11 protein-coding genes and 1 pseudogene are annotated in these 15422 nt (G+C 57.6%); 10 read left to right on the forward strand and 2 right to left on the reverse strand.

Features of this window, described 5'->3' with window-relative positions:
- The first annotated feature begins 166 nt into the window (after positions 1-166).
- The 4 genes from IEV82_RS21455 to IEV82_RS21470 are packed head-to-tail and all read left to right on the forward strand — an operon-like array spanning position 167 to position 7296.
- Entirely contained in the window at positions 167-2746 is a 2580-nt protein-coding gene (locus tag IEV82_RS21455) for a PD-(D/E)XK nuclease family protein (protein WP_188484139.1), read from the forward strand.
- Positions 2739-5912 carry a UvrD-helicase domain-containing protein gene (locus IEV82_RS21460; protein WP_188484140.1) on the forward strand — a complete coding sequence of 1058 codons (3174 nt, stop codon included), beginning with the start codon at positions 2739-2741 and terminating at the stop codon, positions 5910-5912. Before IEV82_RS21455 ends, IEV82_RS21460 begins: the two co-directional genes overlap by 8 nt.
- Entirely contained in the window at positions 5909-6370 is a 462-nt protein-coding gene (locus tag IEV82_RS21465) for a hypothetical protein (protein ID WP_188484141.1), read from the forward strand. Before IEV82_RS21460 ends, IEV82_RS21465 begins: the two co-directional genes overlap by 4 nt.
- Positions 6367-7296 (forward strand): metallophosphoesterase, encoded by a 930-nt coding sequence (locus tag IEV82_RS21470; protein WP_188484142.1) that lies wholly within the window; start codon positions 6367-6369, stop codon positions 7294-7296. Before IEV82_RS21465 ends, IEV82_RS21470 begins: the two co-directional genes overlap by 4 nt.
- A 53-nt stretch (positions 7297-7349) precedes the next feature.
- On the opposite strand, the gene IEV82_RS21475 is transcribed toward IEV82_RS21470, so the two are convergent.
- Together IEV82_RS21475 and IEV82_RS21480 are read right to left on the reverse strand one after the other, a co-directional pair.
- On the reverse strand, positions 7350-8339 hold the full coding sequence (locus tag IEV82_RS21475; protein ID WP_188484143.1) for a helix-turn-helix transcriptional regulator: 990 nt from the start codon (positions 8337-8339) through the stop codon (positions 7350-7352).
- A 95-nt stretch (positions 8340-8434) separates the two neighbouring features.
- The gene (locus IEV82_RS21480) at positions 8435-10471 is read right to left on the reverse strand and encodes an AAA family ATPase (protein ID WP_188484144.1); all 2037 of its coding nucleotides are present in this window, start codon (positions 10469-10471) and stop codon (positions 8435-8437) included.
- A 118-nt stretch (positions 10472-10589) separates the two neighbouring features.
- Here IEV82_RS21480 and IEV82_RS21485 point away from each other — a divergent pair, with 118 nt between their 5' ends.
- The 6 genes and pseudogenes from IEV82_RS21485 to IEV82_RS24085 all read left to right on the forward strand — a co-directional run.
- Complete coding sequence (locus tag IEV82_RS21485) at positions 10590-11984, forward strand: exonuclease domain-containing protein (RefSeq protein ID WP_188484145.1); 1395 nt, start codon at positions 10590-10592, stop codon at positions 11982-11984.
- Between the two features lie 2 nt (positions 11985-11986).
- On the forward strand, positions 11987-12442 hold the full coding sequence (locus IEV82_RS21490) for a hypothetical protein (RefSeq protein WP_188484146.1): 456 nt from the start codon (positions 11987-11989) through the stop codon (positions 12440-12442).
- 5 nt (positions 12443-12447) lie between these two features.
- Positions 12448-13116, forward strand: a complete 669-nt coding sequence (locus tag IEV82_RS21495) for a HEPN domain-containing protein (RefSeq protein ID WP_188484147.1) — start codon at positions 12448-12450, stop codon at positions 13114-13116.
- 12 nt (positions 13117-13128) lie between these two features.
- Positions 13129-13713, forward strand: a complete 585-nt coding sequence (locus IEV82_RS21500) for a hypothetical protein (RefSeq protein ID WP_188484148.1) — start codon at positions 13129-13131, stop codon at positions 13711-13713.
- 339 nt (positions 13714-14052) lie between these two features.
- Complete coding sequence (locus IEV82_RS21505; protein WP_188484149.1) at positions 14053-14724, forward strand: UPF0149 family protein; 672 nt, start codon at positions 14053-14055, stop codon at positions 14722-14724.
- Between the two features lie 412 nt (positions 14725-15136).
- Positions 15137-15422: pseudogene (locus tag IEV82_RS24085) on the forward strand (hypothetical protein); the annotation flags it as partial.

The following is a 15422-nucleotide window of genomic DNA, read 5'->3' on the forward strand; positions in this document are numbered from 1 at the left end:
GTTCTGCTTACGAAGCGGTCCAGAACAATTGTAGCGCGCTGCCAATCTTGGCGAGGAGGTACGAATGAACAGTCTTGAGCCTCTCGTGACGGTTCATGCCGGCACGGGCGCGTTTCGGGCCATCACGTCCGACCTTCTGGCGGAAACCTATCTCGCGCCACGCCCGATGGCGGTCGATCTGAACTCAGTGCTGGCAGATGGGGCGTTCCCTTGGTCGGCCAGCATGGCAGTTGCGCCGCTTGAAACGGCTGCCGCGGTTTCAACGGCCTTGCGCAGCCTTGCCGTGGCGACCCATGGCCTGAACCCGGATGAGGTTCGCCTCGGGGCGCTCGATCGCGAGAGCCGCCTTTACAAGCACCTCTCCGCGCTCTGCGAGCTCTTGCGTAATGCCCCGGGAGTGCTTCCGGAGGATCTACGGGTTTACGCCCATGTGCTGGCTTGCGCATCTGGCGACGCGCTAGAGCCGCTTCCCTTGATGGCCAGTGATCCATGCTGCTTCGCGTCACCCATTGAGCGCCGCATGCATGCGCAATTGCTGGAACATCACGCGCTCGCCGATGACGCGTTACGGGTAGAATGGGCAGCGCGCCGCGCGCCGCTCGTGACGGGTGCAGCCGAGGGCACAAGTTTGTGGCGTGCGCAGCAAGGTTTGACGGGCGCATCCATCCCATCCGGGCCTTTGGACGACACCTTGGCGTTCTTCGCGTTGCGCGATGAGGCAGAGGAAGCGGATTTTGCGGCGGCGCGGGCCCAGCGCTTGATCGATCAAGGCGTCTCAACTCAACAGATCGGTCTTCTGGTACCTGACGACGTCGGATATTTTGCACAGTTGCAGCGCGCCTTCGATGCCGCCGGCGTTCCGATTTCGGGATTGCCGGTGCAGCCAGAGCGCCGCGACATAGCCGGCGAAACGCTCCTTCAGCTCCTGTTGTGTTTCCAAGCGCCTGCGCCCGCCATGGCGCTCGCCAGCCTCTACATCTCGCCTCTGATGCCATGGTCGTCTGAGACGGGGCTAAAGCTCTCGCGTGAGATCATGCAGGGCCGGTTCGAGCCTTTCGCAGCGAATTCCCTGACTGGGCGCGCGCAGCGTTTTTACAAGCTGGTCCGAAGCAACATTGTTCAGACGCCAGACGGCATACTGAAAGCCCTCGAGCAGGCAACCCAGCTTTTGAGTGATGCGGCCGAGCAGCGCGAGACGGTCGCTGCATTCCGCTCGAAGATTGGAACGATTCGGGCCGCGCTGTCTCAGAGCCGTTCGCTGGATTGGACTGCGCTCTACCGTATCGCGACACCCGCCACGCCCAAGCCGTCACCGTCGGAAGCTTTTGTCGAGGGCGTGAGCGTGTTCACGGAAGCGGCCATGCCGTGGCGCCCAGTACGGCATCTAATTGCCATGGGCATGAGTGGCAATCGCTGGCCGCGCGCGGTTTCCGCCTCGCCTCTCTTTCTTGATGGCGAACTTCGGCTCCTGCGTGAAAAGACTGGGCTTCATGTTGAAACGCGCGGCGATGCGCTGGCGCGGCGCCTTGAAAAGCTTCGCCGGCAGTTCTTGTGCGCTTCGGAATCCTTGACCCTCTTGCGCCCTGTCTTCGCGCCGAATGGTAGCCGCCAGGCTCCTGCGGCGGCCGTGTCGCTGGTGGCCCGCACCGTCGGGAATGGCGAAAAAGGGACCGAGGATGCCGAAGTGTTGATCCATGATCTGCGCGCGCTTCCACGCGATCGCTGGCCGTTTGCCCATCGGGTTGTCAAGGCAGCCAACGATGCGCAGCCCAGCGCCGTTCCGGAAGATGGCATCCTGCGTCTGGATCGGGATCTGCTTCGCCGCCGCCTTGCCGATGATGGGCGGATGCGGCCTCAGTCGCCCAGCCGGTTGGAAACCCTCATGGTCAGCCCGCTTGCCTGGAGCCTGTCCGAGTTCGGAGCGGAGCCGGTGACTTGGGCCCCTGATGGGCTCAACGTCATGGTTTCGGGCACCATCGCGCATGACGTTCTGGAGTTCCTGTTTCCCAAGGATGCACCGTTGCCAGATCATGACCAGATCGAGCTTGCGGTGCCGGAATTGCTGTCCTCGGCGATCCGCAAATATGCGCCGTTCCTACAGCGGTCGATCTGGGCGGTAGAACGTGAGGGGCTGCTTCGCGATATCCGCACCGCAGCCCTTGCCTGGCGCAACACGCTCGAAGGCCTCGGTGCCCGCGTGATCGACAATGAGATCGGTCTTCAGGGCGAGGCACTGGGCATATTGCTGCGCGGACGCGCTGACTGCCTTCTCCAGCTCGAAGACGGTAGCCTTCTGGTCGTGGATCATAAGAAAAGCGGCACGCCCAAACGCCGCGCGCGCCTTGAGGCTGGGTGGGATCTGCAACTCGGTCTCTATCGCGAAATGCTCAAACGGCCCGAAAGAACCGGCGAAGTGCTCGAGACCGCCTTGGCTGGTAACCCGCAGATCGGGGTCGCCTATCACCTGATCAACGACCAGGGCGTTCTACTCGAAGGGCTGGAGCCACCCGACGGCGTCGTCACCGTCGTGGAGGGCGAGATATCAGTTCAGGCCCTTGATTTGCTGATCACGCGGCTCGCCGAGGTAGAAGCAGGTCTGATCCGCCTCAACAGCGAAGATGACCGCAAATTCTTCGAGAAAACAGCGAACCTCGCGCCCTATGCGCTGGATGTCTCGCCGCTTGTCTCGCGGTTCATGATGCCTGGGACAGAGACGGAAGACAGCAAGGAGGACAACGATGACTGAGATGCTGACCATCGTTCCAGCCGGGGCAGGCTCGGGGAAAACCTTCCGGATCAAATCCGACCTGACCAAATGGGTCAAAGATGGCCTTGTCGCGCCCGATCGAATTCTGGCGGTTACCTTCACAGAAGCGGCGGCCGCGGAATTGCGCGGCCGTATCCGGGCGAGCCTTCTGGCCGAGGGCATGGTTGAAGCGGCGCTGGCTGTCGAACAGGCCTATGTCTCGACCATCCATGGCTTGGGCCTGCGTATCCTGTCAGAGCATGCTTTCGCCGCTGGGGCCTCGCCGCAGCCGCGCGCTCTGGCCGAGGCAGAGCGTGATCTACTGATCCGCCAAGCCATGGCTCATGCGCAGTCGCTTGAGGCTGTGAAAGCCGACCTGCCGCGCTTTGGGTACCGGTCGAGCTTCTTCTCGAATGCGAGCCAGGAAGACAGCTTTCGCGGCAGGATCCTGACCACCATCGATCTCTTGAGGGGGCTCGGCGACAAAGGCAATGACTCGCAACTGGCGGACGCTGCGGTCGCCCGCCTGCGGGGTATCTATGGTCGGGTGGAGCCCGACGGGGCGCCCCTTGAGGTGCGGCTCCTTGCGGCGATTGACGCGCTGTTGGCTAGGTTCCCCAACGATCTTACCGTCCATGCGACGTCAGACGCGGCGCGCACAGCGTTTGGAAAAGACTTCCGCAACATGAAGCGAGCCCAGCGCCCTGGGGAGCTCCGCCGGGATTGGGGCCTCTGGAAAGCCCTGAGTGGGCTGCGTCAGTCGAAGCGGGGGGCGCCGACACCGGATGGCTATGATGCGCTCTCTGATGAGGTAATTGCGGCGGCCACGGATATCGTGGTCCACCCCGGGCCTTTGGAGGATGCCTGCGCGCATCTCAAGGCGCTTATCCATGGCGCTCAGGAGGTTACGTCGAAATACGCCGACATGAAGCGCGAAGCGGGTGTCATCGACTATGCTGACATGATCTGTGACGCTGAGCGCCTCCTGCGGACACGCCCGGAAATCCTCGACGCGCTTTTGTCTGAAGTTGATTGCGTCATCATCGACGAGTTCCAGGACACGAACCCGGTGCAGTTCGCGCTTCTCTGGCGGATCGCACAATCTGCCAAGCGCGTGTTGATCGTGGGAGATACCAAGCAGTCAATCATGGGTTTCCAGGGGGCCGACCCCCGCCTGAGCGAGGCGCTCGAGAGGCAGAACCCGGAAGCGGCCTCGCCGCTGACAGGCAACTGGCGCTCCGATCCGCGGCTGATGCAGATGGTGAATGCGATTTCGGCGGGGCTGTTCGGGGAGGGTTATTTTTCGCTGGAGCCGCAGCGGCCGGAAACTGGTGAGACCTTTGCCGAGATGCTACGCATTCCGGAAGGGCGCCGGTCGAAGAAATCCCGCCCAGAGGAGCATGTCGCAGCGCGCATTGCGGCTATCCTCGAAGAGGCTGGGCCGGTGGTGGAGCGGGAGAGTGATCCCAAGGCACCGACATTCCGCCCTGTCGAGCCGCGCGACATTGCCATTCTTGCTCCGACCCATTCGATGGCGGCTAGTTATGCGATGGCGCTCAAGCGGCAAGGTGTCCCTGTCCGGATCAGCGCAACAGGTTGGCTGGACTCGCCCGCCGTGATGGCGGCGCGTAACGCGATGGCGTTCGCGGTTGATCCCACAGATCGCCATGCGGCCCTCGCGCTCCTGACCCTCGGACCATCTTTCATGCCTTTTCAGCAGGCGATGAGCCTGCTTGCCGATGGTGAACTGGAAACCTGTGCTGAGATTGCTGATTTGCGGGCCTTGGCTGAGACTGCACCCGCCATACCGCTTGAAACTCTGCTCCCGCAAGTGCTCAGAGCCGCAGGCATCATTGACTGGGCTGCGCGCATGCCAGAGGCGGTACAAGCGCATGCCGATCTAATGCGGTTCTACGCGGAGATCAGCGAATTCGTCTCGGCCCATCGCGACTTCAAGGCAGCAGCTGGCTTCCATGGCGCGAGTGCGCAGGTTTTTCTGGGCTGGCTCGAAGCTCGTCGTGAAGAGCGCGATTTTGACCGCCACCCTGATCCCGGTCAAAGCGCCGGGCAGGGGGTTGAGATTGTCACCTGGCATGCCTCGAAGGGGCGGGAATGGCCGATTACCGTGGTTGTCGGTCTCGACAAGAAAATCGGGGAAAAGCCTGGGACCTTGCGCGCCGAGTTCACGGATTTCAGCGATCTGAGCGCCATCCTTGAACGGGCCCTTCTGATCTGGACACCCGACCTACCGATCAAGGAGAAGAAGGATGCCTTCATTGCCGATCGTCGCTTGGCATCGGAAGCCGACGCGCGGCGCTTGCTTTATGTGGCCCTGACCCGAGGGCGCGATCGGTTGATCCTGGAGTGGCCGGATTTTGCGTTGAAGAAGCTCGGCGAAAGCGATGGGCCTGCGAACCACGCTGAAATGCTGGTGCTGGAGGCGGGCATGGAGCCGGAGGCCGGCGGCCTGAAAATCGGCGGTTCCAGTTTCCCGGCGCGCACATTGATGTGCAGCGCTGAGGCCCCAGGCTTGCTGGAAGGGTTCCATGTTCAAGAGGCCTCGGAAAGGCTGGCGTTTGGTGAGCTGCGGTCCATGCTCAAGACCGAGCAGACGGTGTGGCGCGTTCGGCCTTCATTGATCGTGCAGGAGGTTCCGCTGCCTGATGTTCAGACGCGTATCGTGCCGTTGGACGTACCGCCACAAGCAGTCTCACTTGTCGCGTCAGCCAGCGAACGTGGCACCGCCCTTCACAAAGCGATGCGCGTTCTGTTGCTGCGCCCGGACTTGCGTCCGCGTTTGTCTGCTGCAACAGGATTTGACGAGGCGACGCTGGATTTGCTGCAAGCTCAAGCGGACGCGCTCAAAAAATGGCTGACGGACGAAGGCTATACGCAGGTCGAGTGCGAGGTGCCAATACAGAAACGTGAGGCTTCAGGCGCGGAATTCAACGGGATCATTGACCTGCTGGCTACGGGCGACGGTAAACGACTGATCCTCGATCACAAGAGCGGTGGGGGAAGCTTCGAAACATATTTCACACAACTTGAAGCTTACAGAGCCGTCATTTCAGACTGCGATGAGGCAATCGAGCCGGATTTGGTAATCCATTGGATTGATCGTGGAATTGTAGAGATTTTAACCAATAAAAGGCTACCATCAAAATGATAGATGAAGAAAAAAGGCTTCAAGTGATATTTTCTTTAATTTCGTTAGCGCACGAGATGCGTAATGCAGGATTTCCGAAAACATCATATTCAAAAATTCTCCGAGAAACAATCTACTTTGTTTGGGAAATTCGTGACGTATCCAAACACTCAAATCTACGAAAAAGAAGTAAGGCAGCTGAGGGGTTGCAGGCGAGTGCATTGGACTATGATCATGCTGTTCCAATGAGAATTGTTATTGAAACTCTTCTATGCGCTTGGCCGGATAAACAAGAAGTCGAAAAAGTGCTAAGATGCTTTGTGCATGGCGTTCTAATAACAAAGGAGGAGCATGAGCTGCTGCGTGAAAAAGGACTATCTTCTAAAATGCCGAATGACTGGGATGGGAAAGACTGGACTGCGCGCTATTTAAAGGTAGGTATCGAGCTTAGCGCTTTGCAAGGTGGCGAAATGGCATGAGTATCACAGACATAATTCCCGACATCCACGGTCAGGCCGAGAAGCTGCGCCTTGCGCTGAAGAACCTTGGCTGGCGGCGGAATGGAACAACATGGGTGCATCCCGAGCCAGATCGCCAAATCGTGTTACTGGGGGACTTCATCGATCGCGGCCCTGAAAATGGTGCCGTCATCAGGATTGTGCGCGAACTAATGGATGCGGGGCGCGCCCAGGCCATCATGGGCAACCACGAATTGAATGCTATCCACTTCCATACGGATGATCCGGACAACGGGGCGCCGCTGCGAGTACATGACAAGGGTAACTTGGATCAGCACGAAAGCTTTTTGAAAGAGTTCCCTCTAGGGGCGCCGCAGACAAAGGATGTGCTGAACTGGATGAAGGGGTTGCCGCTGTTTATCGAAACTGACGAGTTTCGCGCTGTTCATGCGGCGTGGATCCAGTCAGCAATTGATGACCTAAGGCGACAGACTGGAGTCGGCGTCCTATCTGAGGACCAGTTGATCCGGGCAGGCCGAAAAGGAGATGCGTTTTACGATCTTGTTGAAGCAGTTGCAAAAGGGCCGGAGGCGCGTTTGCCTTATCCACATTTCTTTGAGGACAAGGGAGGAAAGGTTCGGCATCATGTCAGATTGAAATGGTGGAACAGCGATGCCAGGACTTGGCGTCAGGTTGCGATGTCAGTGCCAGACATCAATCAGCTTCCAGACACGCCCCTGTCTGATGATTTGTCCACGGCCATTTATCCTGATGGCGATACGCCCGTCTTTTTCGGGCACTACTGGATGTCCGGTAACCCCGAGCTTCAGAGCGCAAACGCGCTTTGCCTTGATTATTCAGCAGGAGCCGATGGTCCCCTTGTGACTTACTCGCATTTTGCCGGTTCGTGCTATCTCAGCCTGGAAAATGTAGCTATTCATCGATAGGGGCTATCTTGGGAAGGACCGAATGCTGTTGAATTCGTTGTCGCCAATACTCGTCAAGGGCATTGGCGCCTCGCCTCATCAACTTGTGCGATCATGGCAGCGCGCAATTCTGGCGGCGATAAGATCTCGACCTGGTTGCCCCATCTGAACAAGTGCCAGCACATTTCGCGCAGCCCCCCTGCGTGGAATGATACGGTCAAACTTCCGTCGGGCTCATCGGTCATGACCTGTGTCGGGTGAAACAAATAGAGGCGCGCATCGGGCGCAGCTTCGTGTGTGAAGCGCCAAACGACATCGTAGCTATCTTCCCGCCAGATTCCGAAGGATTGCTGCATCCAGGCGTCTAGCTCGAAGTCTTCCGGGCGTTCAAAAACGTCTCCCGTCATCTCGACCCGCTCAAAACCAGCCAGTGCGAAAAGACGCACGCTTTGCGCATAGTCGCTAAAAGCAACGAGGTACTGGCGTCCCTCACCAAGCAGCATGGCAATAGGTCCGAGGCGCGCGTTGCGGCTCAAAAGACCGGTGGCGCGCGTGCGATGATCCACGTCGACCCAGACCCCGGCGAGAATAGCTTCCCGGAGCGTATGAAGCGTCTCTCCCGGAATGCGCTCGCGGGGACCGGGGCGTAGGGCAACGCCATCTGCTTCGAGGAGTACGGCGATATCAGGCTCAAGCTGTGCCCGTTTTTTGCCTGGTAGGCGAGCACGCAAACGGTCTGACAACATGTCGAGGCGCTCAGCGGTGCCAAAGTCGCCCGACTGTCGAGCGAGGTCGACGGCACGCTTAAGGGTGACGATATCATCTACAGTCGGGTCGGCAAGGCGGCCTGCGGTGCCAGGCGGCAAGCGCCAACGCTTCCGCCCGCCTTCCTCTAAAAGTTCCTCCGTTTGTGGAAATGCGTCGCGGATCGCATCGCGCATCCGCTCCGCTGTTCTGCGTGACACCTCATAGGTCTGTCCGATGTCATCGAGCGACAGACCATCGGCCCGGCCCTGCATCTGCATGGCCAGCCTTACAAGATCTGCCAATCGGCCATAACGCATTGGGACACCTCCATTTCCTTCAGACTGACGGAAACGCGCCATGGCTTCAAGCCGCGCCTGCGAATGCTCGCGCGACAGCAGATGGAGTCCTTCAATCAGCTTGCAGCACGAAACCCGATAGGGTTCCGGATGTTTGGCTTTGCGGTCTGCTCGCGGCGCAGTTCGACTAGGACTGCCTCGGGGTGAAAGATGCCGAGAAGCTTCGATCGTTTGGCGACAACTGCAAAGTCTCCGGGCGTCAACTGGTCGAGGGCCCAAAGCCCGGATGGCGGTTCGGCTTTGAAGAAGCGACGGAAGCATGCTTCTCGTTGCTGGGCGCTCAGAGGCAAGAAGCTTATCTTGAGACTGAAGCGTCGGGTCGTGGCGGGATCCAGATGTTCGATGAGGTTGGTAGTACAGGCGAAGGGCAGGGGGTGGTTTTCCATCCATGTAAGCATCTCGTTTACCTGCGAGATTTCCCAGCGATGCCTTGCACCATCACGCGCTCCTAAGAGCGAGTCCGCCTCATCGAACACAAGAAACGCGCTGGTGTCGCGCGCCTCGGCAAAGGCATTGGCGATGTTGCGTTCGCTCCCGCCGACATAACGATCCAGAAGATCAGAGGCGCGCCGCTCGAGGACCGGCATCTGCATTCGGTCTGCGAGATAGCGGGCAAAGGCGCTTTTGCCGGTGCCGGGAGGGCCGCTGAGGCACAGTCCACCGGTATTGGCTGGACCGCAGGCGACGAACCTTTCTGTGATCAGGGCAAGGTCATGGTCAGCATTGGCCAGTTCAGGCTCAAATCTGACACTGCTCGGTGCTACGAGCGGGGTGTGCCCGCCGCGCACGGCACGCGAAATCGCAGATGCCGCAAGCTTCACATCGTCCGCGCCACCGCGTGTAATTCGCGCTGCGCGAAGTGCGCTATCGGCAAGTGCGGGCGCATCCTCCATGCTTTGTGCGAGTTCTAGACAGAGCTCTTTGGGCAGAGCAACCTGGTGATGCTTGGCGAGCTTTTCCCAGATGCGGCTCCGCACAGAAACCGGTGGTGTCCGCAACTCCAGCGTGAAGGAAATCCGTCGCAGGAATGCTGGATCGCAGTCGCTGATGTTGTTGGCCGTCCACAGGGTTGGGATTGGGTTGTTTTCCAAAAGCCTGTTGATGTGGACTTTCGAGCCGGAGCGGCGGAGCGACAGACCGAAGAGCCCATTGTCGAGCCCGGGAAACAGGTCTTCCATTTCGTCAAATAGGATCAGGCTGTTGCCCTGATCAGTGAGCAGCCGTTGGCCGAGACGCAATTGCTGCAGACGTTCGAAGCGAGACGGTTCGTCGCCCTCATCATCAGCCTCGCCGACAGCATGCAGTCCCGCGCCGAGACGCTTTGCAAGCGCCTTGCAGAACTCCGTCTTGCCAGTCCCGGGCGCTCCGTGCAGCAGAATATTCACGCCCTTTTCGCAGCGATCAAGGGCACCGCGCAGCAGGCGGAAGGCAAAGTCGCGCCCAGCGCCAAGATGCTCGAAATCCTCCCAGGCGACCGTCGTGGAGCTGACAGGGGCGAATAGTTTGCTCAGGATATCGTCCAGGCTGCGCGACGGGGGTTCGAGGGCTTCTACAATGAGATTTAGTGGAGCTAGTCCAAGCCCATGAAACGGGTGCTTTTCGAATTGCACTAAACCGGAAGATAACAATCGACCGGAGTAGGAAAGTGCACTCCGCACGCTTGCTGATGGAAGTCCCGTTAGGCTTGTAATTGCATCTTCCACCGGAAGCCGAGCGTCGTCGACTAGACCGGTGCACAACGACCGGACAGGGCCATTGCGTGTTGCGCGAACGGCCAGTTCGAAAATTTTACGTTCGTCAGAATTCAAAGCCACGTGAGCGGCCAAAACGTCAATATTGCGCGCAAGTGGGTCCGGTTTAGGGACATATTTTGTTCTGTCCAGCTCAGTCATGAGACCCCGCAGCTGACTCCAAATGTCTGCTGGGACTCCTTTTTGTTTGAATGAATCAAAGTCTGGATCCCAGTCAAAACCTAAATCGTGATTTTCCAGCCAGTTTGACAATTCTTGTGCCGCAGCGCTTCGCGCGCGAAAATTTAGGGCAATTCTTGTTGCTAATTCGATCAAATATTCCTGTTCGTACTTGTTTTTCATGCGGCCTCCTTGATGATCTGCAAGACATATCACGTGCTTATGTCAAATACGGACGCACCCTGGGTGTCTGAGCTGGAAAACTTCGTGACCTGAATGCTTAGTCTGTTTAAGTAACCTCATGAACTTTGCATTTTTCGATCTTGAAACCACGGGCACGTCGCTAGCCTTCGACCATCCTCTGCAGTTTGCAGCGATCCTTACAGACTCGAACTTCAACGAGATCGAGCGGGTGAACCTGCGTTGCCGCTTGGCACCGCACGTCATCCCATCGCCGCAGGCCTTAGCAGTCACTGGGGTGCGGCCGCATCAGCTTGTCGATCCTGACCTAGCGAGCTTGTTTGAGTTTGCTCAGGAACTGACCGCATTGGTGGCGCGTTGGTCGCCGGCGATCTGGACAGGGTTCAACAGCATCCGTTTTGATGAAGAAATGTTGCGTCAGCTATTTTATCAGAACCTTCAGCCCGAGATTTTCGCCACCCAGTTCAATAGCAACACGCGCTTCGACATCATGACAGCCGTATTTGCGGTGTTTCAACGCCAACCCGACCAGTTCAACTGGCCAGTGGATGAGACGGGACGGGTCCGTTTCAAGCTGGATCGCTTGGCACCGGAGAATGGTTTTCAGGAACACAACGCACATGATGCTTTGGGGGATGTAGAGGCTACGATCCACCTTGCACGGCTGATCGCAGAGCGAGCGCCCGTCCTTTGGGGGCAGCTTCTGGCCAACCGCGACAAAAGACATGTTCAGGTGCAGCTGGACCGGTATGAACCAATCGAGTTGGTTGGGCGCTTTGGAGGCGGTCCCCCAAAGGCAATCATAGGGTGTCTCTGTGGCTATGCTGCCAAGAACCAGAACCATGCCTATCTCTTTGATCTCGATGCGATGGACCCGCATGCGTTGATTGCGGCGTCTGACGAGGACCTGATGGCCGCCTTGGACGAGGACGCTCGCCCCATGCGTTCTATCTCGATCAACAAGGTCCCGGTGCTCTTACCACCGGTGGCCGTGAAGGACGAGCACCAGCGGAGGGCCCGAGCGCTCGCAGAGGCGCCAGAATTGCGGCAGCGGCTGATCGATGCGATGGCCAAACGTTACTCCGCCGATCCCGACGCTGCGCCCAGGCATGTCGAAGAGCAGATTTTCGACGGCTTCTACGGCTGGGACGACAAAGCTCGGTTGAAAGAGTTTCAGACGGCAGATTGGCCGCGTCGGCAAGAAATCGTGGCAACCTTCGAAGATGCCCGACTGCGTCAGCTTGGTGCCAGGCTTGTCGCATTCTACGCGCCCAACCTGCTGTCAGACAGTGATCGTCGCCGGTACATTGCGTGGCGCCGCGAGCGATGGAACGCACCGGCGGACACCGTAGTTGGGTGGATGACCTTTGAGCAGGCGCGCCAAGCGCTCCTAGATATGCAAATGGCATCACCGCACGATCCCTCCATACTTGAAGAAATCGACGCATTCATCGAGGGGCTGGAGTCCAGCATCGCGCGCGGGGAGCCAGTCTGAAGATGCCAGTCCTGCAAAATGATCCTGGCATTCGCGAAGCTCCATTCAGCCTGGAAGAAAAGCTGACCATCCAGCAGGTGCGGTTTGTGGGCGCGCGATTTCGAAATTTGTTGGTCTGGCATGAAACTGCTTCGCGCAGCACGCGGCTTCGGCCGATCAAATGGGGTGAATGGTCTGACTTCGTTGACGCCGCCTATTCCTGTGGCTTCGTCTGCAATGACAGCGCAGAGGGCATGGGGGACCGGGAAAAAACGCTGGCGCCGGAATTTATCCGACGGCTCGAGGGCGACCTTGGGACTATTCAAACTCTCTGCCTGTGCAATTTGCGCAGGATCTTGAATGGCATCGTAAGAAGCGAGCGCTGGAGTGACGGTGGCGCAAGCACGGGAGGCAGCGCCGTCTTGGTGCTGATCACGTCGCGTCTGGGTAACGCCGTTGCGGGTCGATTGGGAGGGTGAGCGCGATGGCAGATGTATCGAACGAATTCGATTACTTGCGGGACAAGCACAGGCAGTTACGGGAGCAAAATCCGTCAGCGCTGAACTTGCGCACGCACCGGTCGATCAGCTGGATTGCCCGAGCGGCAGCATTGATTGACGATGATCCGGACGCCGCGTTCATCTTCAGCTGGATCGCGTTCAACGCTGCCTACGCGAAGGACATGGGGGACGATCCCGGGTCATTCGCGCGTGCAGATTTCCAGAAATTCTTCGATGCTCTTGTGCTGTGCGACCCAAAAGGTCGTATCGGTCATGAAATCTGGCACCACTTCGAAGGTGTGGTCGCCGAGCTTCTCGACAACAAGTACATTTTTAGTTCGTTCTGGAAGTTTCACAATGGCGATACCCAGTATGACAATTGGGAACTGCGCTTTGAAAATGCCAAGAAAGCGGCGCAATATGCAATTGAAGAGCAGGAAACAGCGAAGCTGCTGAGCATCCTCTTTGACCGGCTTTATGTGTTGCGCAACCAGCTCGTGCATGGTGGCGCGACCTGGAGCAGTCAGGTGAACCGAAAACAGGTGCGTGATGGGGCGGAGTTGCTGCTGAGCCTTCTGCCCGTCTTTGTCGACACGATGATGTCGAACCCAAAAGAAGATTGGGGTGCGCCTTATTATCCCGTCGTGGATTGATAAGGGCTTCTGATGTTTGGTTTCGGCAAAAAAGACGAACAAGGCAAGCAGGTCCGGATTGAGCACCGGCGCAAACATACACGAGCGTCGCGGACGGGTGGTATCGCGGTGCGGGGCGAGCAATCGGTTGGGCCGGTTAACGTCACAGCGAATTCTTCAAAAGGCGTGCGTGCCTCGTCGCGAATTGCAAATGGCACGCGGATTGCCTTGCAGAACGGCCGCTTTCAACTGATTGGGCGCTGGCGTGCAGGATCCTTGGGATTTAACCTTTCTAAAACAGGTGTGAGTAGCTCGATAAAGAACGGGGCAGGGACCTTCAACTTCGTGAAGCCACAGTACTCGTCTTTCAAGCTGGCTGGCGTACAACTTCGGGGCAAGAAGGCTGCCAATCTGCAGATAGCTTACATGCTCGTGACAGGTGCTTTGTTGCTGTCTGTACTGACGCTTCGACTTGCATTGACTGTCGCTTGGATGCTGGTGTTGCTGGGGCTCTTTTTCTGGGATGTGGCGACGGGATTTATACGGGGCGTACGCGAGGGCGAGGACACCGATAACCCTGCATTTGATGCAGTGGCAAGGAACGACTCCGCAGAATGATTGCGACGCAAGTTTGGCACGTCGCTTAATGCCGATGTCTGATGAATGTTGATCCGAGAACATGTTGAGTTTTCCAAACCGAAGGAATCGGTGTGACAGACGCAATTGCTGATTCTCTATTTCATCAGATTTCGCGGCAAAAGATTATCAATATAACCCTATTGCGCAAAAAGACCTTAAAAGTTCGGGAGATTTCACTTTTACCCGAGAGGCATTGAGGGCCGCGCTTCTTTCGACCCTTTTGGGGAGGGCAGGTTCACTATAGGAATGAGCTGGGACTAGCGAGGCTTTTGAAGAGGCGCTAATGGAGATCGAGCGGATACGGGTAGGCGTGGTAAAATGAAGTTTATGGGAAAGTACTGGTGGATGTGTGATATGCCGCGGTCAAAACAGCGCTTGGCACAGCTGAGCCGCGTTTTGCGCGACATGCCACAAAATGCTGTACCAATGACAGTGAGTGAATTCGACGGCTTTGTCACAGGAGTGCTTATCACTCCGGCTTATATCAGTTCGTCCGAGTGGCTGCCGCATGTTTGGGGTGAGGCGCGAGGTGCACAGTTTCCAAACGAGCATATTGCTAAGACAACAATCGATGTCTTGCTGGAGCATTTTGACGTTGTGGCATCTGAGCTTTCAACGATGGCGGCGGTCCAGCCCATCTACGGTGAAAGTGAAACGGGAGAGTTGTTTTTCTGGGAGCCGTGGGTGGACGGGTTTATGCAGTCCGTATTGCTGCGCCCCGTTGAATGGCACACATTCTACAAAAAAGCAGACGAAGATGTTCAGACAACGATATCGTTTTTGCAGTCGCTAAATGATATCCGTACTGGAAAAAGTGATTTGTCGGCGCCGCAGATCAAAGAAATTGACCATGTGGCTGGCGACGTCATCCCCATTTGTGTCTCGCTTATTGCAAACCGATCTCGGCCAGACCGCTGCTTTCCGCATGCCGCGAATATTACGACCACACCAGACTGCGCGGCATCAGAGCCATCGTGCTGGGATTCATGACCTTGTCTTTCCAGACCGATGCGCAGGCCTCGGAACAGTGTAATCTCGGGTCATATCAATGATTGTTGAATGTGCCACCCTGCTTCGTGGTCTAGTGGCAGGCGTCTTGCTGGCCGCTTCTGCCTGCAACGTGTCGTTGGACCCAAGTTCAGACGCGGTACCACCCTATGACCGTGCGCTGTTTGGTGGATGGGCTGACGTGGATGGTGATTGCAAAACGACCAGACATGAGCAGCTCGCCGACTTATCCACGGGTCCGATCCGCCTCAGCGACGATGGATGCCGGGTCGTTCGTGGTCGCTGGCTTGATCCTTACACAGGTCAAATATTTCAGAACAGCAGTGACCTTGATATTGACCACGTCGTTCCCCTGTTCTGGGCTTGGTAACGTGGTGCCTATGACTGGCCCGCGGATCAACGTCGCGCTTTCGCTAATGATCCTGTCAATCTGTTTGCTGTAGATGACGGTACCAATCAGTCGAAAGGGGCCAAAGGTCCTCTGGAATGGCTACCTCCCAATAACCTGTTCCATTGCGAATATGTGACGCGCTTCTGGCGGATTGTGTCCAAGGTAAGGCTACGGTGGGGGCCGTCTGACTTTGGCTACGATCCGATGATAAGTCCGACCTTATGTCCGATTTCATCCACCGACCTCAAATCGAAGTTCTCTCTGCCGCCGATGGCGTTCGCCGTCGGCA

The organism is Marivita lacus, from assembly GCF_014637725.1.
Taxonomy (GTDB): domain Bacteria; phylum Pseudomonadota; class Alphaproteobacteria; order Rhodobacterales; family Rhodobacteraceae; genus Marivita; species Marivita lacus.

Coding starts and splice junctions, on each gene's coding strand:
- IEV82_RS21465 (WP_188484141.1), top strand. CDS start 5,909: ATGATAGATGAAGAAAAAAGGCTTCAAGTGATATTTTCTTTAATTTCG.
- IEV82_RS21480 (WP_188484144.1), bottom strand. CDS start 10,471: ATGAAAAACAAGTACGAACAGGAATATTTGATCGAATTAGCAACAAGA.
- IEV82_RS21500 (WP_188484148.1), top strand. CDS start 13,129: ATGTTTGGTTTCGGCAAAAAAGACGAACAAGGCAAGCAGGTCCGGATT.
- IEV82_RS21495 (WP_188484147.1), top strand. CDS start 12,448: ATGGCAGATGTATCGAACGAATTCGATTACTTGCGGGACAAGCACAGG.
- IEV82_RS21490 (WP_188484146.1), top strand. CDS start 11,987: ATGCCAGTCCTGCAAAATGATCCTGGCATTCGCGAAGCTCCATTCAGC.
- IEV82_RS21455 (WP_188484139.1), top strand. CDS start 167: ATGGCGGTCGATCTGAACTCAGTGCTGGCAGATGGGGCGTTCCCTTGG.
- IEV82_RS21485 (WP_188484145.1), top strand. CDS start 10,590: ATGAACTTTGCATTTTTCGATCTTGAAACCACGGGCACGTCGCTAGCC.
- IEV82_RS21475 (WP_188484143.1), bottom strand. CDS start 8,339: ATGCGTTATGGCCGATTGGCAGATCTTGTAAGGCTGGCCATGCAGATG.
- IEV82_RS21505 (WP_188484149.1), top strand. CDS start 14,053: ATGAAGTTTATGGGAAAGTACTGGTGGATGTGTGATATGCCGCGGTCA.
- IEV82_RS21470 (WP_188484142.1), top strand. CDS start 6,367: ATGAGTATCACAGACATAATTCCCGACATCCACGGTCAGGCCGAGAAG.
- IEV82_RS21460 (WP_188484140.1), top strand. CDS start 2,739: ATGACTGAGATGCTGACCATCGTTCCAGCCGGGGCAGGCTCGGGGAAA.